Here is an 18381-nt window from a genome sequence, read left to right on the forward strand (position 1 = left end):
TGAGAACTATTTTTTCAGCCCCGCAAACAGGGATGCATTGTAGGAGGAACGCACAAGGGGCGCACTATACATATGCGGAACACCTTTTTCTTTGCCGTAGCAGGCATATTCTTCAAAAACATCAGGATGGACATAGCGCAGCACTTCGGGATGCTTAAGTGAAGGACGCATATATTGCCCGATAGTTACAATGTCACAACCGATGCTCGCAAGGTCATCTATTACCCCTTGCACTTCCTCATCATTTTCACCCAACCCGACCATAAGCCCGGACTTGGCAATGGCCCCGGCAGACTTAACCCGCTCGATAAGCTCAAGACTTTGCTTGTAATCAGCCTGCGGGCGGATATCGTTATAATGAATAGGAGGAGTTTCCACATTGTGGTTGATGATATCCGGTTGGGCTTCAATGACTAAATTCAGTGCATCTTCATCGCCCTGAAAATCAGGGATGAGCACTTCAATGGATGACCCCGGCAACTGCTCCCGAACCGCACGAATTGTAGCGGCAAAATGGTCAGCCCCGCCGTCATTCAGATCATCACGGGTAACGGAGGTAATTACCACGTGCTTGAGCCCCAGTCGTCTGGCAGCTTCAGCGACACGGGAAGGTTCAGAAGGATCGAGGGGCAGAATATCACCGCTCTCGATATTGCAAAAAGCACAGTTACGGGTACAGGTGTCACCCATAATCAGAAAAGTAGCCGTGTGCTCAGAGAAACATTCAAACATATTAGGACACTTGGCACTTTGGCAGACGGTGTTCAAACTAAGGTCTTTAACCAGTTCCCGTGTGGCACTGTAAGTCTTGTTGCAGGGAATCTTGACCCGAAGCCACGGCGGGATGCGCAAATACGGTTTGGAAGGATCTTTAGAACACATAGCATGCCTCCTGAAATTTATAGAGCGGCCTACAAAATAGCAGGCCGCTCTTAGGTATAAGCTCCGTCAAAGGAGTGGAATATCCCGGGTATGGGGTCCGGGACAGGTGGCTTACTTGATTTTTTCTGCGTAGCCTTCGTGATTAAGCAGCTGGCTCTTGTCTGCATCAGCATCAAGGGTAATACGCAGCATCCAGCCGTCCTTGTAAGGAGAAGTATTCACATCTTCAGGAGCGTCTTCAAGACCTTCGTTGATTTCCTCAACAGTGCCGGAAATAGGCATGTACAGACTGCTTACAGCCTTAATGGATTCAACGGTACCGAACTCTGCACCTGCATCGAAGTGGTCGCCGACAGAAGGCAGATCAACAAAAGCGACTTCGCCGAGCTGGTCCTGGGCAAAATCAGTAATGCCTACGACTGCGGTGTTATCATCGTTGATAAGAACCCAAGTGTGTTCGGGATGGTAAAGAACGTCTGCGGGAAAAGTAAGTTCACTCATGATTATCTCCAAAAAGTTTATTGTTCTGAAAAATTAATACCGGAATTAGCAGCCGCGAAGCCACGCTTCACAACACTCATAAAGACCTTCAGCGAGGGTCGGATGAGCATGGATGGTATGGGCAACATCAGCAGCAGTAAGACCTTTTTTAATGGCCAAAGCAGCTTCAGCAATGAGGTCGGTAGCATGAGCTCCGGCAATATGGGCACCAAGAATCTTACCGCTCTCTTTCTCACAGATGATCTTGAACATACCTGCAAGTTCACCCATAGCCTGAGCTTTGCCCAGCTCACGGAACTGGAATACCTGCGAGCGGACATCAATGCCTTTGGCGATTGCTTCTTCTTCGGAAAGGCCCACTGTGCCGATCTCCGGGGAAGTGAAAATTCCGGAAGGAATCACGGAGTAATCAAGAGCACGCTCTTTACCAAGACAGTTATCCACTGCGCAAAGGCCTTCGTGTGATGCAACATGAGCCAGCATAATGCGGGAAGGTCCGAGAATATCGCCGATAGCGTAGATACCTTCCACAGAAGTACGCATATTATGGTCAGCTTTAATCCAGCCGCGCTGATCGGTCTCAACTCCGGCATCAGCAAGCTTAAGACCTTCAGTATTGGGAGTACGCCCTACAGCAACCAGAACCACGTCGGCTTCAATGGTGGTATCATCACCTTTTGCCCCTTCTACAAATGGAGAAGGTCCAAGCACACACTGAACTTTGCCATCAACTACTTCAGCACTCTTCACAGTCTTAGCGAGCTGCACTTTAATGCGGTGCTTCTTAGCTTCGCGCTGGATAAGCTTACTCATGTCCTTATCAACAGAAGGCACGGGAAGAAGACGGTCCATACCTTCAACGATAGTCACTTCGGAGCCGAAAGCACGGTAAATGAAGGCCAGTTCACAACCGATTACTCCACCACCGACAATAACCATCTTCGCGGGAACATGGTCCAGATTGAGAGCGTCATCGCTATTGATGATATGCTTGTGATCCACAGGCAATGAAGGCAGATCGAGAATGCTTGATCCGGTAGCGATAATCACCTTGTCACTCTTGATTTCTTCTGAACCTTCTTCAGTGTGGACAAGTACGGTACGGTCTGCTGACAGCTCTGCTGAGCCGCGCACAACACGGATATTAAGGGAAGAACAAGTCTTCTCAAGTCCGCCGCAAAGAACTTTGCGAACCCTTTCTTTACGGGCCACAACAGCTTCCATGTCAGCCTTGAAATTAACACCCTCTGCACCACTCTCGGCAGAAATACCGAACGCGGAGAGATTGCCTGCGGTCTCAAGGGCTTCAGCTGAAGACTTGATGGTCTTGGTGGGAATACAACCTGTGTTCAAGCAGGTTCCGCCGATATCAGCTTTTTCAACCAGAGTAACTTCAGCTCCCCGGCGTGCAGCTTCAAAAGCAGCAATATGGCCGCCCGGACCTGATCCGATTATGGTGATGGATGGCATGTTTAGCTCCTGATTTGAAAAGTCTTACAGTTCTTCGAGGTGGAGATTGTAGGTCATGGGGAATGCTTCATGAAGGGAAGCAGTGACCAGACAGCCCTTGCGCATAATTTTTTCAACACGATCGAAAATAAAACCGTAATCCTCATCCATGTGTACGGTAACATCGAGAGTGATACCGGTTACACGGGCACGTTTTTTCTCATCCATACCGGTCTCGAGAGTCGCGGTTCCGGTAATGCGCTCGTATTCTGCACCACGAGTCTGTAAAGCCTTTCCAAGTGCGCCGCAGAAGCAATAAAGGGCGGAAGAAGCAAGCAGCTGTTTGGCAGTACCGCCACGCTGATCTTCAGGAATGCCATTGTGATCGATAACGATTTCGCCAAGAACTTTTGAATTTGTATCTATAACCTGCTTATCGCCTGTGCGATCATATGAAACAGTGAGTTGAGCCATTTTATATTCTCCTTTGTGATTTTTCAGACAAACTTATGTGTCGCCCCAAAGCTCTATTCGTGCCAATACAAACAACTCACATATTTTCAATGACTTACAAAAGAAAACACACCATTTAAGACAGAAAAGACGGTTGTCCCCACAAATTTAACGACACAGATGTCGCATTGATTCTCTAAACATTCCTCGCATTGCCTTAATATCAACAACATCTTAAAAACGACAATACTGTCGTGCACTAACGTATAACTTCAGTACTTTTCCCTATATCCCTGTAAAACCGGAATCTATACTGAGAAAGTATATTTTCCAGCCACAACGACAGATTTGTCGCTGAAAATCTTTTATTGGAATTCTACAAATAAAAAAGGCCGCGTAAGCGGCCTGATAAAACTGAAAAAGAGGTAAATAGATCTTAAAAATCGAGTTTAATTGCCTTTGAAGCTGCAGGCTTTTTGGCAGGAGCCTTTTTCTTGGCGGCTTTGTCTTTTTTTTCACCAGAAGCACCGCCATCGAGGTTAAAGGAAACACTTTCCTTTTTGCCTTTAGCTCCACCTGCTGAAGATTTTGCCTTCATATCACTAGCTGTAGCTCCCGGAGTATAGCCGCGACCGAAAATCTTGGGCCCTAATTTATCCGAAATTTTCTTAGCCTCACGGTTAAGGGGGTTCACTTTAAGTGCAGCAGCAGCGGCATCGTAAGCCTCTGTATACATGCGCTTCCCAAGAAAAAGTTTAGCCTGCCGGATATAAATACTCTCATTAGCCCCGAAACGGCGCACAATATCTTTAATTACTTCAAGAGCCTTATCCTGCTCAGTCATCATTTCATAAGCTAAAAGAAGCGAAATATATGGCCTGCTGTCTGAAGGAGTCTTCTCAATCGCCCGCTCAAGATATTCTACACCGTCAGCAGGAAAACCGGATTTAACAAGCCTGCTGCCAACATCCTGCAAGAGCCCTCTTTCTTCAGGAAAAGCCTCGGTAATTTTCCGGAAATATTTTTTAGCTTCTTTGACGTTCTTTTCCATTAAGAACTTTTGTCCAGCCAGCACAAATTTATCAATCTGATTTTTCTGTTTGCGGACTTTTTCTACCGCAGCCTTTTCAAGAGCGTTTTTGATGGTGTCATGGATTTTCATCAACATGGCAGCCAGCTTTTTCTCCTGCCCTTTTATGTATTTCAAACCGCGGGGGAGCACGCGTTTGAGTTCATCCATAGCCAGAAGCTGCCGGAAAACTTCATCAATTAAAATACCAATTTCAAATTTCTCACGCCCGAAAACCTGACTGGATGCAAGCTCATCGAGAGACAGGCTTAGTGCATGCAAACAACGCATGTAATCCTTACGCTGTCCGTAAGACTTTGCTCGGGCAATATTCTCTTTAATGCTCTTTGGCGAACTCATTCAGTAAAACTCCCTCTCAAACCATCATCTGTAAAAGAACTACAGATAAGACAAACAGAAAAAAGTAATTTCTTAATTTTAATATATAATTGTTGACTCTATACCATTTATTGTCAAGTTCAGAACTATTTTTGAATTTGCCAGTAAATTATATGTTTGGAAGCCTGCATTGACGAGGTTAAGCCCACGCGGTAGTTATACGCCGTAACATGTAAACGATTCCGCTATCCCAGCGTAACCCAACTTCAACAATCCAAACCAACTGAACTTAAATGAACATTTATCTATTCATTATCATATTTTCTCTCGCCGGGGCATGCCTGCTGGGTATTTTTTCCCGCCAGCTGAACCGCAAGGCTCTTTCCCCCGAACTTCCCGCTGAATTCAGTGCCACTTTTGATGCGGACGACTACCGTAAGTCGCAGGATTACACTAAGGCAGGGATTGGATTTGAAAACATCTCAAGTTCAGTCAGTACACTTATCACCATTCTGTTTATAGTTCTGGGCGGATTCAACGCCGTAGACCTTTGGGCCAATGGTTTCGGTTATGGGGAAATCCTCACCGGGCTGATTTTTTATGCCGGATTGGCAGTACTCAGCGACATAGTATCCTTACCATTTTCCCTCTACAGCACTTTTGTCATTGAAGAAAAGTTCGGGTTCAACAAAACGACCCTCAAAACTTATTTCATGGATAAACTTAAAGGCTATTTGCTCGGAGGTATCATCGGCGGCGCAATTCTCGGCGGTGTTCTCCTTTTCTTCAATGCTGCCGGCTCGCTGGCCTGGCTCTGGTGCTGGATATTTACCGTGCTGATAACTCTTGGTGTGCAGTACATTGCCCCTACATGGATTCTGCCTCTGTTCAACAAGTTCACTCCCCTTGAGGATGGTGAACTGAAAGAAAAAATTGAACTATTCGCAGCTGACAACGGATTTGAACTTTCCGGCATTTTCATGATTGACGGTTCCAAGCGTTCCACCAAAGCCAATGCTTTTTTTACCGGCTTCGGAAAGAAGAAACGCATCGCTCTTTTCGACACCCTGATCAACAACCTTTCCACCGATGAAATCGTAGCGGTGCTGGCCCACGAAATAGGACACAGTAAGCTCGGTCATATCCGCAAAATGATGACCATGAGCATCATCAATACCGGAGTAATCTTCCTGCTCATGTCCTTTTTTCTCGGTAACAAGGAACTCTTCGCAGCATTCGGTATGCAGAACATTTCCGTACATGCCGGTCTGATCTTCTTTGCCCTGCTCTACACCCCTGTATCAATCGTGCTTTCCATCTTTAGCAATATTCGCTCCCGTAAGCACGAATTCGAAGCGGACGCTTTTGCAGCGGAAACCACCCGTACCCCGGAAGCACTGGTCGAAGCACTCAAGAAGCTATCGGTAAGCAACCTCGCCAACCTCACTCCGCATCCCTTTTATGTCTGGCTGGAATACAGCCATCCTCCTGTGTTAAAGAGGATTGAGGCGCTTCGCGCATTTAATATTAACTAGCATTTTGCCTTCGGCGACCCTGCCGGGGGCCTTAAACCCTTTGAAAAGGGTTTAAGAATCCCAAACTTTTTTAATAAGGCTTCGCCTCTTTGTAAGGGACATCGGATATGTTGTTGCAGAATGAAAGAAAACTTGTTGTTGAATATGGGAAGAAACTGCTTGAATCCGGTCTGACAACCGGGACCGGCGGCAACCTGAGTGTTTTTAACCGCGAACAGGGCTTGGTAGCTATCAGCCCTAGCGGATTAGATTACCGTCTTTCCACTCCAGAAGATATTGTGATTATCGATCTGGACGGCAATATAAAGGATTCCGAACGCAAGCCATCCAGTGAATACGGTTTCCATACCATCCTGTACAAAAATCGACCGGACGTTAACGCAGTGGTTCACACTCATTCCGTCTATGCCACTACTGTAGCCTGCCTGAACGTGGAACTTCCGGCTGTACATTATCTGGTTGGTTTTGCGGGCAAGAAAGTGCCTCTCGCCCCGTATGCAACTTTCGGCACTCCGGAACTGGCCGACAACGTGATCAAAACCATCGGCAATTACAATGCTGTGCTGCTCGCAAACCACGGCCTGATCACAGTTGGCCGAGCTATCGGCAACGCTTTTGATGCTGCGGAGGAACTGGAACTTGTTGCCAGAATCTACATACAGGCCCTTTCAGTTGGTAAACCTGTTATTGTTCCTGACGATGAGATGGACAAGGTTATCGATAAATTTTCGACCTACGGACAGGCCGGAGGCAAGGATTAATCATGGAAGCAGGACAGCTTAGCACAATCTTCGAAATAGCCTTTCCCCTTTTCCTGATCATGGACCCACTGGGAAATCTTCCGGTATGCCTATCCATGCTCCGGGAGTACTCTCCTTCACGGCAGCGTAAAATCCTGCTCAGGGAACTTTTCTTTGCTCTGGGGATCATTATCCTGTTTATGTACTTGGGCGCAGGACTGATGAAGATGCTCAACATTCACCAGTCCACATTGCGAATAGCGGGCGGGGTAATCCTGTTTATCATTTCCATGAAAATGATCTTCCCGAAACCGGAGAGCTCAGCAGATGACTCGGAAAAAGATCCGTTCATTGTGCCGATTGCAGTTCCGCTTTTCGCCGGACCATCGCTGCTGGCAGCGGTCATGGTTTACGGATCAAAAGGAGATGCCGGAATCAATGTTCTTTCCGGTGTGCTGATCGCATGGGCTATGAGCTTCATCATTATGATGACAGGGCCGACTATGGCCCGGATACTGGGCAAAAGAGGTCTCAGGGCATGTGAAAGGCTTATGGGTTTGATTCTTATTCTTTTATCCGTACAGATGCTTGAAGACGGCATTGCCTACTACATAACCAATATTCTTCCGCGCTAGGGGTGGCTGTGGCTATATCTGCCCCAGCTCTCGAAGACGCGCCAGAGCTTTTTCCAGCTCTTCTGTTCTTACCGGCTTTGCAATGTAATCATTCACGCCCAAGTCGGACATTTTCTTGAAATCACTCTCCCTCCCATAAGCACTCATGACAATTATAGGGAGTTCTCGAACTTGAGGGCTCCCTGTTCTAATAGAAGAAATCGCATCGAATCCATTCATTTCCGGCATTTGCAAATCCATAAGTACAAGATCAAACTCTTCACTATTAATATGGTTTAAGACCTCTACCCCTGTACTTGCAGTGCGAACAGAATGTCCCCATCCTTCAAGCTTTTTACGCATGAAAACCTGACTGCTGATATCATCTTCAGCAAGGATAATTCTAAGGCTCTGAACCGGCGAGAATTCCTGATCATCAGTATCTTTTCCAGCAGGCACTTTTATCCTGAAGCCCAGCTCGGCAGTACTTCCGTCTTCAAAGTACAATTCTCCACCGATAACTTTTGCATTCTGCTCAAGACAGCCGGAAAAAGAACCTCCACTTAAAACTGGAACACATCCTTCACCGGAAACATAAAAAGAAATCAACGAATTACCGTCTGCAGGAGAAGCAAGCTTTACTCCGGCAGTAATATCTGAATCAGGAAAAATCTCCAAACCGCTGTTTATTAGACAGAACAACGTCTGGCTAAGGACCTTACGATTACAAACAATGGCATCAGGCAAGCCCAAGCCGATAGACAAATTGATTTTTCTGTTCTGGATGGATGCTGCCGGCAAAAAAAGTTCCGCGGACTTTTCAAGACAAACCGCAGGATCCAATGATTCAAATTCTTGCGGGTCGTAATTTCCGGCTAAATCACTCAAGGAATTATTAACAACATCCTTAAACCTTTCCGCTGAAACAACGCATTTATGCACATATTCCTTAGCTTCCGGAGAAAGATTCATGTGATCAAGGACATGCAGACTACCTATAATTCCGGCCAGCGGAGTCCTCATCTCATGACAAATGGCCTGCATGAAGACCTCGTCCCCTCCACTCTTGGCAGGCCTGATATCCATTTTTTTGTTATCAATTCTTCGTGCGCACCCAACTATGGCCTCCGCCTCGCCCTTGTCGTTGCGAATAAGAAAATGGCGAACATCAAGGCGCAATCTCTCACCACGTGAATTAATAGCCGGAATCTGCATGGCAAAATCGCTTCCACCGGCTGCAATATCATGAATTCTTTCTAAGAATTGATCTGCAATCTGCGGAGCCAGATAATCATATATGTTTGTCCCGATACACATTTCCGGGGCAATCCCGGCAAAATCAGCAAATTTATGACTGACCCTTAAAAAATTACCTTCTAGATCATGAATAAACATGGTTCCAGGAGCACTATCCAAAGCAGCCCCCAGATAACGCTGCCACATTTCCGATTCAGCATGTGCTCTCTCTTGTTCTGAGATATCTCTAATTATACCGGCAAATCCACTGACATTACCATCAGCACAATAGGTAGGCTGCAAAACATGGCTTAAACGTACTGTACGACCGTCCGCAGCTGGCAGGTCCTCCTCAAATCGATAGACCCCACCTCCAGATGATATTTCCTTAAAAATATTATCCAGACCTTCCTTAGAATGAAAATGACTCAGCAACCTTGAATGCGCATCATTATCAACTTTTCCGAAAATCTTCCGCTCAAGATCACTGCAGGCATCATCACTGAATATCAGCTCACCCTGCGCATCTGTAGTGTAAAAACAAGCACCGCTATTTCTCAATATTGAGGCTGTTTGCTGAATCTGTCTTAAATCTTGATCAACGTAAAAAGCCTGAAGCTTCCATGCTGCCATAGCCATAAGTGTCAACCAGCCAATGAAGAGGCTTAGCTTAACCTCCCAATATGGACCGGGTAAAAAAAGAGCAGCACTAAAAAGTAAAACCGCTACGCTGGCATATAATAAAACAAACCTTATATTCTTGGACATAACCATTCCTGATCTGCCTCATTGTTTTAAAAAAAGACCTAAAAGGCAGGTCGCAGTTAAGATAGGAAGCATAGGCTTACTAATATTTTCGAAACATCACAACTAATGTCTCAATAATACACCTTCAGATCATTTCAGAAGATAAACTTCTGCACAATTATTTGAATATACCAAGGCTCAGTCATATTTCGCATCATTATTGAGAAAACAAAAACAAAGCCCGCTTCCAGTAACGGAAACGGGCTTCAATATAAGTACTAATTCACGGGCAGATCAAAACCACCGCACACCAAAATCACAAGCTCAAAGTCATCCCTTGATCAGCGTTTACTTCCGGTGCTACTTCAGTCGAGGTGGAATCCTGATGAACACTCTTGAGCATAGCCAGTTCTTCGACAGACAATATTTTATTAATATCCAGAATGATGACAAATTCATCATCCTGCTTGCCCATACCCCGAATGAATTCCGTCTTGATTGTAGTGCCCATTCTGGGCGGCTCTTCAATCATATTTTCAGTAAGCTCAATTACTTCCCGAACAGAATCAGCCAGCGCTCCCATCACAGTACTTTCACCGTCAAAGGATACCTCTACAATAATAATACATGTGTTTATGGTATCTTCTGTTCGGCTCATTCCGAATTTAAGACGCATATCAACAACAGGGACAGCGTGTCCCCTAAGATTGATCACTCCCCGCATAAATTTGGGGGTTCTCGGAATTCTGGTTATGGGTGTAAGTTCCAGCACTTCCCTTACACTGGCTATATCCAACGCATAAATATCCTTGTTCAAGGTAAACGTCAGATACTGATTGGTCGTACTATTTATCTCAGCGTTCATTTTTCCACCTGCCTCAATTTGATCATCCCTATACAAAAAAACAACCTAATTGCTCCAACTATATATCAAGCGAGCAAAAACAACCAGTGATTATCAGAATTTTTCGAAGTCATTGTCTGAAAATTCACTTCCCATGTCCAGAGAAACACCACTGATTTTTTCTGTTTCCGGCTGGTGCTGAGTTTGCGGGGCAGGAACCTCCCTGACTCTGGCCTCTGGAGCAGGTCTTTTAGGAGCGGGATTAGAGTGAACTACAGTCCGTGCAGGAGGTAAAGCCTGAGCTCTGGTTCTAGGCTGATTTCTTACCCTGAAGAAGCTCATAACCTGCTGCAACTGTTCAGCCTGACTGGAAAGTTCTTCCGATGTGGAAGCCATTTCCTCGGATGCTGATGCATTCTGCTGGGTAACTTGATCAAGTTGCTGCACTGCCTTGTTGATCTGCTCCGCACCGGAAAGCTGTTCGCTGCTTCCTGCTGCAATCTCCTGTACAAGCTCGGCTGTTTTCTTAATATCAGGGACAAGCTGGGTCAGCATTTCGCCTGCCTTTTCAGCCACACTTACAGTACTTGAAGAAAGTTCACCGATCTCTCCGGCAGCAGCTCCACTACGCTCAGCAAGCTTACGAACCTCTGCAGCAACAACGGCAAAACCTTTACCGTGTTCTCCGGCACGGGCGGCCTCAATTGCAGCATTCAAAGCAAGAAGGTTGGTCTGACGGGCAATTTCCTCAATAATGGAAATTTTCTCGGCAATATTTTTCATGGCATCAACAGCCTTGGTAACGGCCTCTCCGCCCTCTTCAGCCTGCTGAGAAGATTGTAGGGCTATCTGCTCAGTTTCATGTGCGTTTTCTGCATTCTGTCTGATATTAGCAGTCATTTCTTCCATAGAAGCAGAAACTTCTTCGACACTGGCCGCCTGTTCGGTGGAAGCCTGAGATAAATTCTCAGCAGTAGCAGAAAGTTCTTCGCTGCCGGAAGCAACATTTTCAGAAGAAATGCCGACTTCACCTACAACAGCTGACAACTTAACGACCATATCATTCAAGGCAGCGGCTAGAATACCGATCTCGTCACGCTGATTGATGTCCAAAGTTCGGGTAAAATCGCCTTGAGCCATATGTTCCGCAAAAGAAACACCTTCACGGATAGGACGGGTAATTATGCGGGTAACAGTGATCGAAATGAGCATTCCAACCACCAAAGCAAGGGCAAGGCCTCCCAAAATCATGGAAAAGGAAGAAGTAATAACATTCTGAGCTGACACCTGCTGCTCATCCATCAACACCTGACTAAGGCTCAGAGCGTCTACGCCAACCTCAGCCATTGCCTTCAACTCAGTCCCTTGAAGGTCAACTTTTTTAACTATGGAATTGAATCCGTCCAGATACTCCCGAGCAGCTCTTTCGAGTCCATTTACATCCAGATCAGAATTAGAAGCAACCCAACTGTTACCGCGAAACTCATCGCTCAAATTAATAACTGAAGTCAGCAAAGAGCGGGTCTGGTCTACATATTCATCTTTGCCTGTACGAAGATAGTTTGAAAATATAAATCGGCTGGTTATAAACTGCTTCTCTAATTTTGAAATTGTTGAATAGGCATCAAATAAACTCGCCATATCCAGACCGACTGAGGAGCCGCTCATCCCCTGCTTCATGGCTGTACTTGCGCGCTCTTCAATTTTAGACACAACTTTGTCTAAATTTGTAACGGCTACACCACAATTGCTTATAGCCTCGCTCTTTTCATGCTCATATTGAGCGTAACGGTCGAATATTTCGCCATACTTTACAGCCTTACCGGCAACGTCAGTAATATCTTTAAGTCCTTTACCCGTAAAACTATCCGTATTAGCTGAGATATTCTTTCCTATTTCTCCAATAGAACTGTGAAATTTGTCTTCATATTCAGCGGTTCCACGTAATGTATAATAAAGAACCATCAATCTGGAATTATACATATCAGCAACGGCTTTACTGACAACATCAGTACGCTTTGTTTCATCTGCAACTTTAGATAATCCATACCAGCCAACAACACCTACAACTGCTGTCAGCAGCAGAACAACAACGAATCCCCCGCCAATTTTCCACCCGAGCTTCAAATTTTTAAACATCTGATGTCTCCTATTTGCCAGACTCAACTATATCCCTACTACGATTTAAGGAATAACAGGTCCGCCAGTATTCCTTTAAAGATCGTATGACCCTCAGTACATTCTGTTTACAGCACAAAATTGGCATTTAAGTTACAATTTGCATTATATTCACGAAACAGCATTTACCACAACTACTAGGTAGTCAGGTGTTTTCGAACCGCAGTAAGAACGGCATCAAGCTCTAAAAATACTTTCGGCATTAAATGCTTTGCTTTATCTAAGTCACCTTTTCGTGAACACATTTCAATTTTTTCAGCTAGCAATGCAATGGCATTAGCTCTGATCGTGGCAGAAATCCCCTTCAATGCATGTGAATATTTCACAGCAAGGACCTGATCACCATTTTTTACAGCTTCAGCTAAGGATTCGGTCCGTGCAGGAGCATCCACCATATATACTTTTAATATTTCAGTCGCGAGTTCGCGGTCACCACCAAGATGGTTGTAAAAAGCCTGCTCATTAAAAACTACCTCAGACATGGATGCCCTCCGCTAATGTAATGATTCCAGCCTAGCTTCTAGCATATTCAAGACCAATTAACCAACTTATTAAATTGAGGAATTTCCAACTCAATTTTACGTTCAAAAAAACGGGTCTGCCCGGCCCTAGCAGCGAGATCATGTGCCGTTTCCAATTCTTTGAGGCCTTCCTGAAACCTAAAGACCTTTAAATTGGTGACAGCCACCTCAGCACTGATTCTCCAGTCGTCAGGATAATGAAGCGAAAGATGTGAGAGAAACCCAAGTCTGCCGGGTTCACCACCTTTTACGCCATTGAAAATGGAATTAAGCTTCCTGTAGATCTCTTTGTCAGATGAATCCCTGTAAAGAGCGGCAAAATAACAATCGGAAGCACACGATGGAATGTCTTTATCTTCTTTGAACGCAACCCCGGATCGTATCCTCAAGCCTTTTTTAGCCGAGACATCTCCCCAGAGTTTCAAAAGGTGCACCTCTGTTTCCGGCTTAACCATTTCTTCAGGTCGAGAGCAGGAATTGAATGAATACCAAAAATGCTTCGCAACTTCCCACATTCCGAGCCTTAAGGCTCCGAGCGATGCACTCATATTGAAATAACAATCGTCAGAACTAAGGCTTTTATCCAAATAAGGACGGACAATTCCCATGAAGAGGTCACTCTGTCCTAATCCGGCAAAAATCCTTAGCAATGCAACATCGCGAATTTCACTTCGTCCCAGTCCAAGAAGTCTCTTTAACAAATCATCCCAATCAACGCTGTAACTACCAGACTCACCGAGCAAAAATTCACTTATACATAATAGAAGTTCAGCGCGTTCCGCAGATAAACTCCTAGCAGCTGTATTTTCCGCAATATTACAAATAGCCGTAGCTCGCGAATCAGGTCGATGATCCTTTAAAACTCGGGCATAGGCTGCCATGCCATACGAACCGCTAACAACGGTATCTTTATTTAAACGATCAAGAATCTCCTTTAACTCGAGGACATCATTGTAGACTTCAATTTCTTTTCCAATCTCAAACAATTCATTGAGCCCACCGCCAACGTCAGGAGTTACAACAGCGCAGCCGCATGAAGCGGCTTCAAACAATCTAAAATTAACTTCACCGAAAAGAGCTTCATTGGGAGCAATTCTGGTATTCCTGTATAGCTCCATCATCTGCTGATAATTAAGATTGTCTTGAAAATTCAGTTTGTAGTTAGACTTTAAAAACTCAACAAACCAAAGACGGGACCGCCTATGCGATGAGACTCGACCGACAAAACTTAAATCATGATCCCGCCTGCTATGAGGGATTACTCTTCCTCCAGCAGTCCCAACTTCTGAGATATTCCCCATCCAAGGTAACCATTCAACTTTTGCCTCACATGCTTGGCGAAGCTCGGGGATATATTTTTTCTGCGTGGTCAATAGACAGTCAAAAAGTTCAGCATAAAATTTGTGCCAGTACAGATTCATATGCGTATCCACTGACCAAAAAATTTTGACACAATTCAACTTATTCAAACCATTCAAGAAACACCGCCTGCCCAATGATTCCTGTTGCAGAACCAGGTCCGGCTCGAATTGTAACTGGTCAAGCAGAACTGGAAGATCAAGATGGCCCTCCTGCCCATGAACATGCTCAACCTCGTACCCCATTTCAGCAAAGGCTTTTACAAGTGGAGGAGTGCAATTAATCAAAAAAAGTTTATGCATGTGGAAGATATACGCTAAGCATGTGCATCTTGAAAAGGTAAATCAGGCTAGAGTCTTTCTGACGCAGCACTTAACAACAGTAAATAGGATATATAGATATTGAATTTCAAAATCAATACAGTAGTAGTTATCTATCTACAAGATATAATTTTGATCTCATTAAAATTACTTTCATACGTAAAAGGCCACAGCTTCCTTCTGGATGCTGCGGCCTTTTACAGACAACTAAGTACAGGCGATACTCCCTGCACCTTTCATTTTGGCTGCCTGCAGCAATCTCTCAGCGCCGGATATCATTTCTTCTAATGATTCAGAGCTACTGGTGTTAACACCAATTGAAGCTGTCACCTTTATTTTATACTCGCCAATATCGAAAGTTTCTTTGGCAATATTAGCTGACAATTCTTTGAAAACAGACTCGACATAATCAAGTTTCATATCTGCACACAAAATACAGAAAGAATCCCCACCATAGCGGCTGACCACGTCACCCTTTCTGAAGCGGTTACGAAGAATTTCAGCTACAAACCTGATTACTTCGTCACCAACCAACTGACCATATGTTTCATTGCAAGCCTTGATATTATCGATATCAATCATTACCGCAACTAACGAGGCGTCAGAACGTTTCTGCTGGGCGAATAATTTTTCACCATATTTAAAAAGCGCGCCACGGCTAAACACATCTGTCAAAACATCATTGTCCGAAATGCGTTTAATAGTCTTCACATACTCAGCACTATCAAGAGTGTTATTTACCCGGCAATAAAATTCTTCAGGTTCAAAAGGCTGCCTGATGTAATCATTTGCCCCGCTCTTTAAAAATTCAGCCGATAATCCGGATCCTCCCTCACGGGAAAAACCTATTATCGGCAGATCAGCCTTAGAATGTGTTTTGCGTATCTCTTTGATGGTAGCTGGTCCATCCATCACAGATATTTGATCACCCGTTATTACGAGATGGACTTTTTCATTGTTAATAAGTTCCAAAGCCTCATTTCCGTTTGAAGCTTCAATAATCTGAAAATTATTAACCAGCAGGAAATCACGAAATAGGGCTCGAGTTTCATCTGATTCATCTACGATGACCGCTTTTCTTGAAATATTCTTTTTGAGTCTATCTACAAGACCGACAACATGCTGAATGTCATCAAAATTTACTTTCTGAACATAATCGACAATTCGCTTTGACCACATTGTGGAGCGTAACTCCTCACTAATCTCCCCAGTAAAAACAATCGATGGGATATTATATGAAACGACTAAATCGATGATTTCACCATTGGGAGCATCAGGTAGGACTATATCAAGAAGAGCCACAAAAAATTCATCACTATTATGCTCAAGGTATTCCTTCGCGCTTGCATAGTCACCGAAGAGCATTATCTCAACGTTCAATTTTGCAAGTATGCTTCTTTTCAAAATACCTGCAAAAGTAATACTGTCTTCGACAATTAAAACTTTACTAGGACGGGTTACACCGGGTGAATTACTCTCTTGGGACATATACGCCTCAATTTGTTTTTTTGAAGACCAACTGTGCTGTGATGCGCGCCAACGACTTTATGGAAGAAGCCCCTAACAATAACACAAAATGGTAATTCCATTCTAGAATATTTATTAATACCCTGAATCAGAACAGTCAATTAACGGTAATAACAAGTTGAAAGTAAATGAAAGACGACAACGACACTAACACTGCGCAAATAAAAGACCAGACATATTATATTACTCACAGTTATACACATTAGCTTAAATTATATTCAGCGGACAGTCCGGCATTAAAAATTTACCGCGCAGGCATATATCCAAAATTACTTAACCTCTCAATTGCGTAGCCGTATAAAGTTTGTTTCTTCAAATTCCAAACACACAACCACGCATCTTAAAGAGTCCAAGTCACCCTCCGACCTTCCACTCCCCGTACCCTCCAAAACTAATCTCGCTTCAAACAAGTAAAGCCCCCTTGAATTAACAAGGGGGCTTTGAAATAAAAAAGCTTGCGGCGACCTACTTTCCCACTAGCTACCTAGCAGTATCATCGGCGATGGAGAGCTTAACTTCCGAGTTCGGAATGGGGTCGGGTGTGACCTCTCCTCAATGGCCGCAAGCAAATTTGCTTGCTCGTTTGAGCAAAATATATTGTTTAATAGAGAAGAATTAGAGTTCCATTAGCTTCAACCGTTTAGGGTTAAAGTTAAGGGAAGAGAAGAAAAATAAGTCGCACGATTTATTAGTACTGGTCAGCTGAATGCATCACTGCACTTACACCTCCAGCCTATCAACCAGGTGGTCTACCTGGAATCTTTAGATGCTAAAGCATAGGGATAACTAATCTTGAGGCAGGCTTCCCGCTTAGATGCTTTCAGCGGTTATCCCTTCCGAACTTAGCTACCCTGCAATGCCGCTGGCGCGACAACAGGAACACCATAGGTTCGTCCACCCCGGTCCTCTCGTACTAGGGACAGACCCTCTTCAATTATCCTACGCCCACGGTAGATAGGGACCAAACTGTCTCACGACGTTTTAAACCCAGCTCGCGTACCACTTTAATCGGCGAACAGCCGAACCCTTGGGACCTGCTTCAGCCCCAGGATGTGATGAGCCGACATCGAGGTGCCAAACCGCGCCGTCGATGTGAACTCTTGGGCGCGATCAGCCTGTTATCCCCGGCGTACCTTTTATCCTATGAGCGATGGCCCTTCCATGCGGAACCACCGGATCACTAAGACCAACTTTCGTTCCTGCTCGACATGTCTGTCTTACAGTCAAGCTCCCTTATGCCTTTGCACTCGACGGCTGGTTTCCAATCAGCCTGAGGGAACCTTTGCAAGCCTCCGTTACTTTTTGGGAGGCGACCGCCCCAGTCAAACTACCCACCAGACACTGTCTCCAAGCCGGATAACGGCGTTGGATTAGAATTCAAGACTATCAAGGGTGGTATTTCAAGGTTGGCTCCACCGACACTGGCGTGCCGACTTCAAAGCCTCCCACCTATCCTACACATGATAGCCCTAAACCCAATGTCAAGCTATAGTAAAGGTGCACAGGGTCTTTCCGTCTTACCGCGGGTAACCGGCATTTTCACCGGTAATTCAATTTCACTGAGTCTCTGGTTGAGACAGTGGGGAGATCGTTACGCCATTCGTGCAGGTCGGAACTTACCCGACAAGGAATTTCGCTACCTTAGGACCGTTATAGTTACGGCCGCCGTTTACTGGGGCTTCAATTCGGAGCTTCGACCGAAGTCTAACACCTCCTTTTAACCTTCCAGCACCGGGCAGGCGTCAGTCCCTATACATCGTCTTACGACTTAGCAGAGACCTATGTTTTTAGTAAACAGTCGCCCCCCCCGATTCTCTGCGGCTCCAAACAGCTCATTAAGTGAATCAAGTCACCGTCTGGAGCATCCCTTCTCGCTAACTTACGGGATCATTTTGCCGAGTTCCTTAACCAGAGTTCTCTCAAGCGCCTTGGTCTACTCGACCCGACTACCTGTGTTGGTTTGCGGTACGGTCAACAAATGCTAAACTTAGAAGATTTTCTAGGCAGTCTGGAATTACTCACTTCAAACGTAAAGTTACGGCATCGTGTCTCGGCCTTAAAAAGGAA

General features: G+C 44.9%; 14 protein-coding genes and 2 rRNA genes (1 of these 16 only partly in view). 3 read left to right on the top strand and 13 right to left on the bottom strand.

Annotated features, from left to right (window positions below; genetic code table 11):
- Positions 1–6: 6 nt before the first annotated feature.
- From lipA to DESAL_RS15335, 5 genes are all read right to left on the bottom strand, one after another.
- Positions 7–882 (bottom strand): lipoyl synthase, encoded by an 876-nt coding sequence (gene lipA / locus DESAL_RS15315; RefSeq protein WP_015852893.1) that lies wholly within the window; start codon positions 880–882, stop codon positions 7–9.
- A 111-nt stretch (positions 883–993) separates the two neighbouring features.
- Positions 994–1383 carry a glycine cleavage system protein GcvH gene (gene gcvH, locus DESAL_RS15320; protein WP_015852894.1) on the bottom strand — a complete coding sequence of 130 codons (390 nt, stop codon included), beginning with the start codon at positions 1381–1383 and terminating at the stop codon, positions 994–996.
- A 45-nt stretch (positions 1384–1428) separates the two neighbouring features.
- Positions 1429–2853, bottom strand: coding sequence for a dihydrolipoyl dehydrogenase (lpdA, locus tag DESAL_RS15325; protein WP_015852895.1), 1425 nt, complete (start codon positions 2851–2853; stop codon positions 1429–1431).
- A 24-nt stretch (positions 2854–2877) separates the two neighbouring features.
- Entirely contained in the window at positions 2878–3306 is a 429-nt protein-coding gene (locus DESAL_RS15330; RefSeq protein WP_015852896.1) for an OsmC family protein, read from the bottom strand.
- Between the two features lie 415 nt (positions 3307–3721).
- Complete coding sequence (locus tag DESAL_RS15335; RefSeq protein ID WP_015852897.1) at positions 3722–4714, bottom strand: tetratricopeptide repeat protein; 993 nt, start codon at positions 4712–4714, stop codon at positions 3722–3724.
- A gap of 272 nt (positions 4715–4986) precedes the next feature.
- On the opposite strand from DESAL_RS15335, the gene DESAL_RS15340 reads away from it, so the two are divergent.
- The 3 genes from DESAL_RS15340 (at position 4987) to DESAL_RS15350 (ending at position 7603) form a co-directional block, all read left to right on the top strand.
- The gene (locus DESAL_RS15340; protein WP_015852898.1) at positions 4987–6228 is read left to right on the top strand and encodes a M48 family metallopeptidase; all 1242 of its coding nucleotides are present in this window, start codon (positions 4987–4989) and stop codon (positions 6226–6228) included.
- Between the two features lie 107 nt (positions 6229–6335).
- The gene (locus DESAL_RS15345) at positions 6336–6989 is read left to right on the top strand and encodes an L-fuculose-phosphate aldolase (protein WP_015852899.1); all 654 of its coding nucleotides are present in this window, start codon (positions 6336–6338) and stop codon (positions 6987–6989) included.
- A gap of 2 nt (positions 6990–6991) precedes the next feature.
- The gene (locus DESAL_RS15350; protein ID WP_015852900.1) at positions 6992–7603 is read left to right on the top strand and encodes a MarC family protein; all 612 of its coding nucleotides are present in this window, start codon (positions 6992–6994) and stop codon (positions 7601–7603) included.
- A 12-nt stretch (positions 7604–7615) separates the two neighbouring features.
- Here the strand turns inward: DESAL_RS15350 and DESAL_RS15355 are convergent, their stop codons facing one another.
- From DESAL_RS15355 to DESAL_RS15390, 8 genes are all read right to left on the bottom strand, one after another.
- Positions 7616–9586, bottom strand: coding sequence for a response regulator (locus DESAL_RS15355; RefSeq protein ID WP_041721941.1), 1971 nt, complete (start codon positions 9584–9586; stop codon positions 7616–7618).
- A 295-nt stretch (positions 9587–9881) separates the two neighbouring features.
- A complete protein-coding gene (locus DESAL_RS15360) occupies positions 9882–10430 on the bottom strand; it encodes a chemotaxis protein CheW (protein ID WP_015852902.1) in 549 nt (182 codons plus the stop codon).
- A 93-nt stretch (positions 10431–10523) separates the two neighbouring features.
- Complete coding sequence (locus DESAL_RS15365; RefSeq protein WP_015852903.1) at positions 10524–12548, bottom strand: methyl-accepting chemotaxis protein; 2025 nt, start codon at positions 12546–12548, stop codon at positions 10524–10526.
- Between the two features lie 176 nt (positions 12549–12724).
- Positions 12725–13069, bottom strand: a complete 345-nt coding sequence (locus DESAL_RS15370; RefSeq protein ID WP_015852904.1) for an Hpt domain-containing protein — start codon at positions 13067–13069, stop codon at positions 12725–12727.
- Between the two features lie 47 nt (positions 13070–13116).
- On the bottom strand, positions 13117–14769 hold the full coding sequence (locus DESAL_RS15375; protein WP_015852905.1) for a glycosyltransferase family protein: 1653 nt from the start codon (positions 14767–14769) through the stop codon (positions 13117–13119).
- A 225-nt stretch (positions 14770–14994) separates the two neighbouring features.
- Entirely contained in the window at positions 14995–16275 is a 1281-nt protein-coding gene (locus tag DESAL_RS15380; protein ID WP_015852906.1) for a GGDEF domain-containing response regulator, read from the bottom strand.
- 491 nt (positions 16276–16766) lie between these two features.
- A 5S ribosomal RNA gene (rrf, locus tag DESAL_RS15385) occupies positions 16767–16881 on the bottom strand.
- Positions 16882–16981: 100 nt separating this feature from the next.
- Positions 16982–18381, bottom strand: a 23S ribosomal RNA gene (locus DESAL_RS15390) (it continues 1536 nt past the right edge of the window).

Source organism: Maridesulfovibrio salexigens DSM 2638 (assembly GCF_000023445.1).
GTDB classification, from domain to species: Bacteria; Desulfobacterota; Desulfovibrionia; order Desulfovibrionales; family Desulfovibrionaceae; genus Maridesulfovibrio; species Maridesulfovibrio salexigens.

Excerpts from the sequence above, each read along its gene's own strand:
- lpdA (WP_015852895.1), bottom strand. The coding sequence starts at position 2,853 with ATGCCATCCATCACCATAATCGGATCAGGTCCGGGCGGCCATATTGCT.
- gcvH (WP_015852894.1), bottom strand. The coding sequence starts at position 1,383 with ATGAGTGAACTTACTTTTCCCGCAGACGTTCTTTACCATCCCGAACAC.
- lipA (WP_015852893.1), bottom strand. The coding sequence starts at position 882 with ATGTGTTCTAAAGATCCTTCCAAACCGTATTTGCGCATCCCGCCGTGG.
- DESAL_RS15330 (WP_015852896.1), bottom strand. The coding sequence starts at position 3,306 with ATGGCTCAACTCACTGTTTCATATGATCGCACAGGCGATAAGCAGGTT.
- DESAL_RS15380 (WP_015852906.1), bottom strand. The coding sequence starts at position 16,275 with ATGTCCCAAGAGAGTAATTCACCCGGTGTAACCCGTCCTAGTAAAGTT.
- DESAL_RS15370 (WP_015852904.1), bottom strand. The coding sequence starts at position 13,069 with ATGTCTGAGGTAGTTTTTAATGAGCAGGCTTTTTACAACCATCTTGGT.
- DESAL_RS15365 (WP_015852903.1), bottom strand. The coding sequence starts at position 12,548 with ATGTTTAAAAATTTGAAGCTCGGGTGGAAAATTGGCGGGGGATTCGTT.
- DESAL_RS15355 (WP_041721941.1), bottom strand. The coding sequence starts at position 9,586 with ATGTCCAAGAATATAAGGTTTGTTTTATTATATGCCAGCGTAGCGGTT.
- DESAL_RS15360 (WP_015852902.1), bottom strand. The coding sequence starts at position 10,430 with ATGAACGCTGAGATAAATAGTACGACCAATCAGTATCTGACGTTTACC.
- DESAL_RS15335 (WP_015852897.1), bottom strand. The coding sequence starts at position 4,714 with ATGAGTTCGCCAAAGAGCATTAAAGAGAATATTGCCCGAGCAAAGTCT.
- DESAL_RS15340 (WP_015852898.1), top strand. The coding sequence starts at position 4,987 with ATGAACATTTATCTATTCATTATCATATTTTCTCTCGCCGGGGCATGC.
- DESAL_RS15345 (WP_015852899.1), top strand. The coding sequence starts at position 6,336 with ATGTTGTTGCAGAATGAAAGAAAACTTGTTGTTGAATATGGGAAGAAA.
- DESAL_RS15350 (WP_015852900.1), top strand. The coding sequence starts at position 6,992 with ATGGAAGCAGGACAGCTTAGCACAATCTTCGAAATAGCCTTTCCCCTT.
- DESAL_RS15375 (WP_015852905.1), bottom strand. The coding sequence starts at position 14,769 with ATGCATAAACTTTTTTTGATTAATTGCACTCCTCCACTTGTAAAAGCC.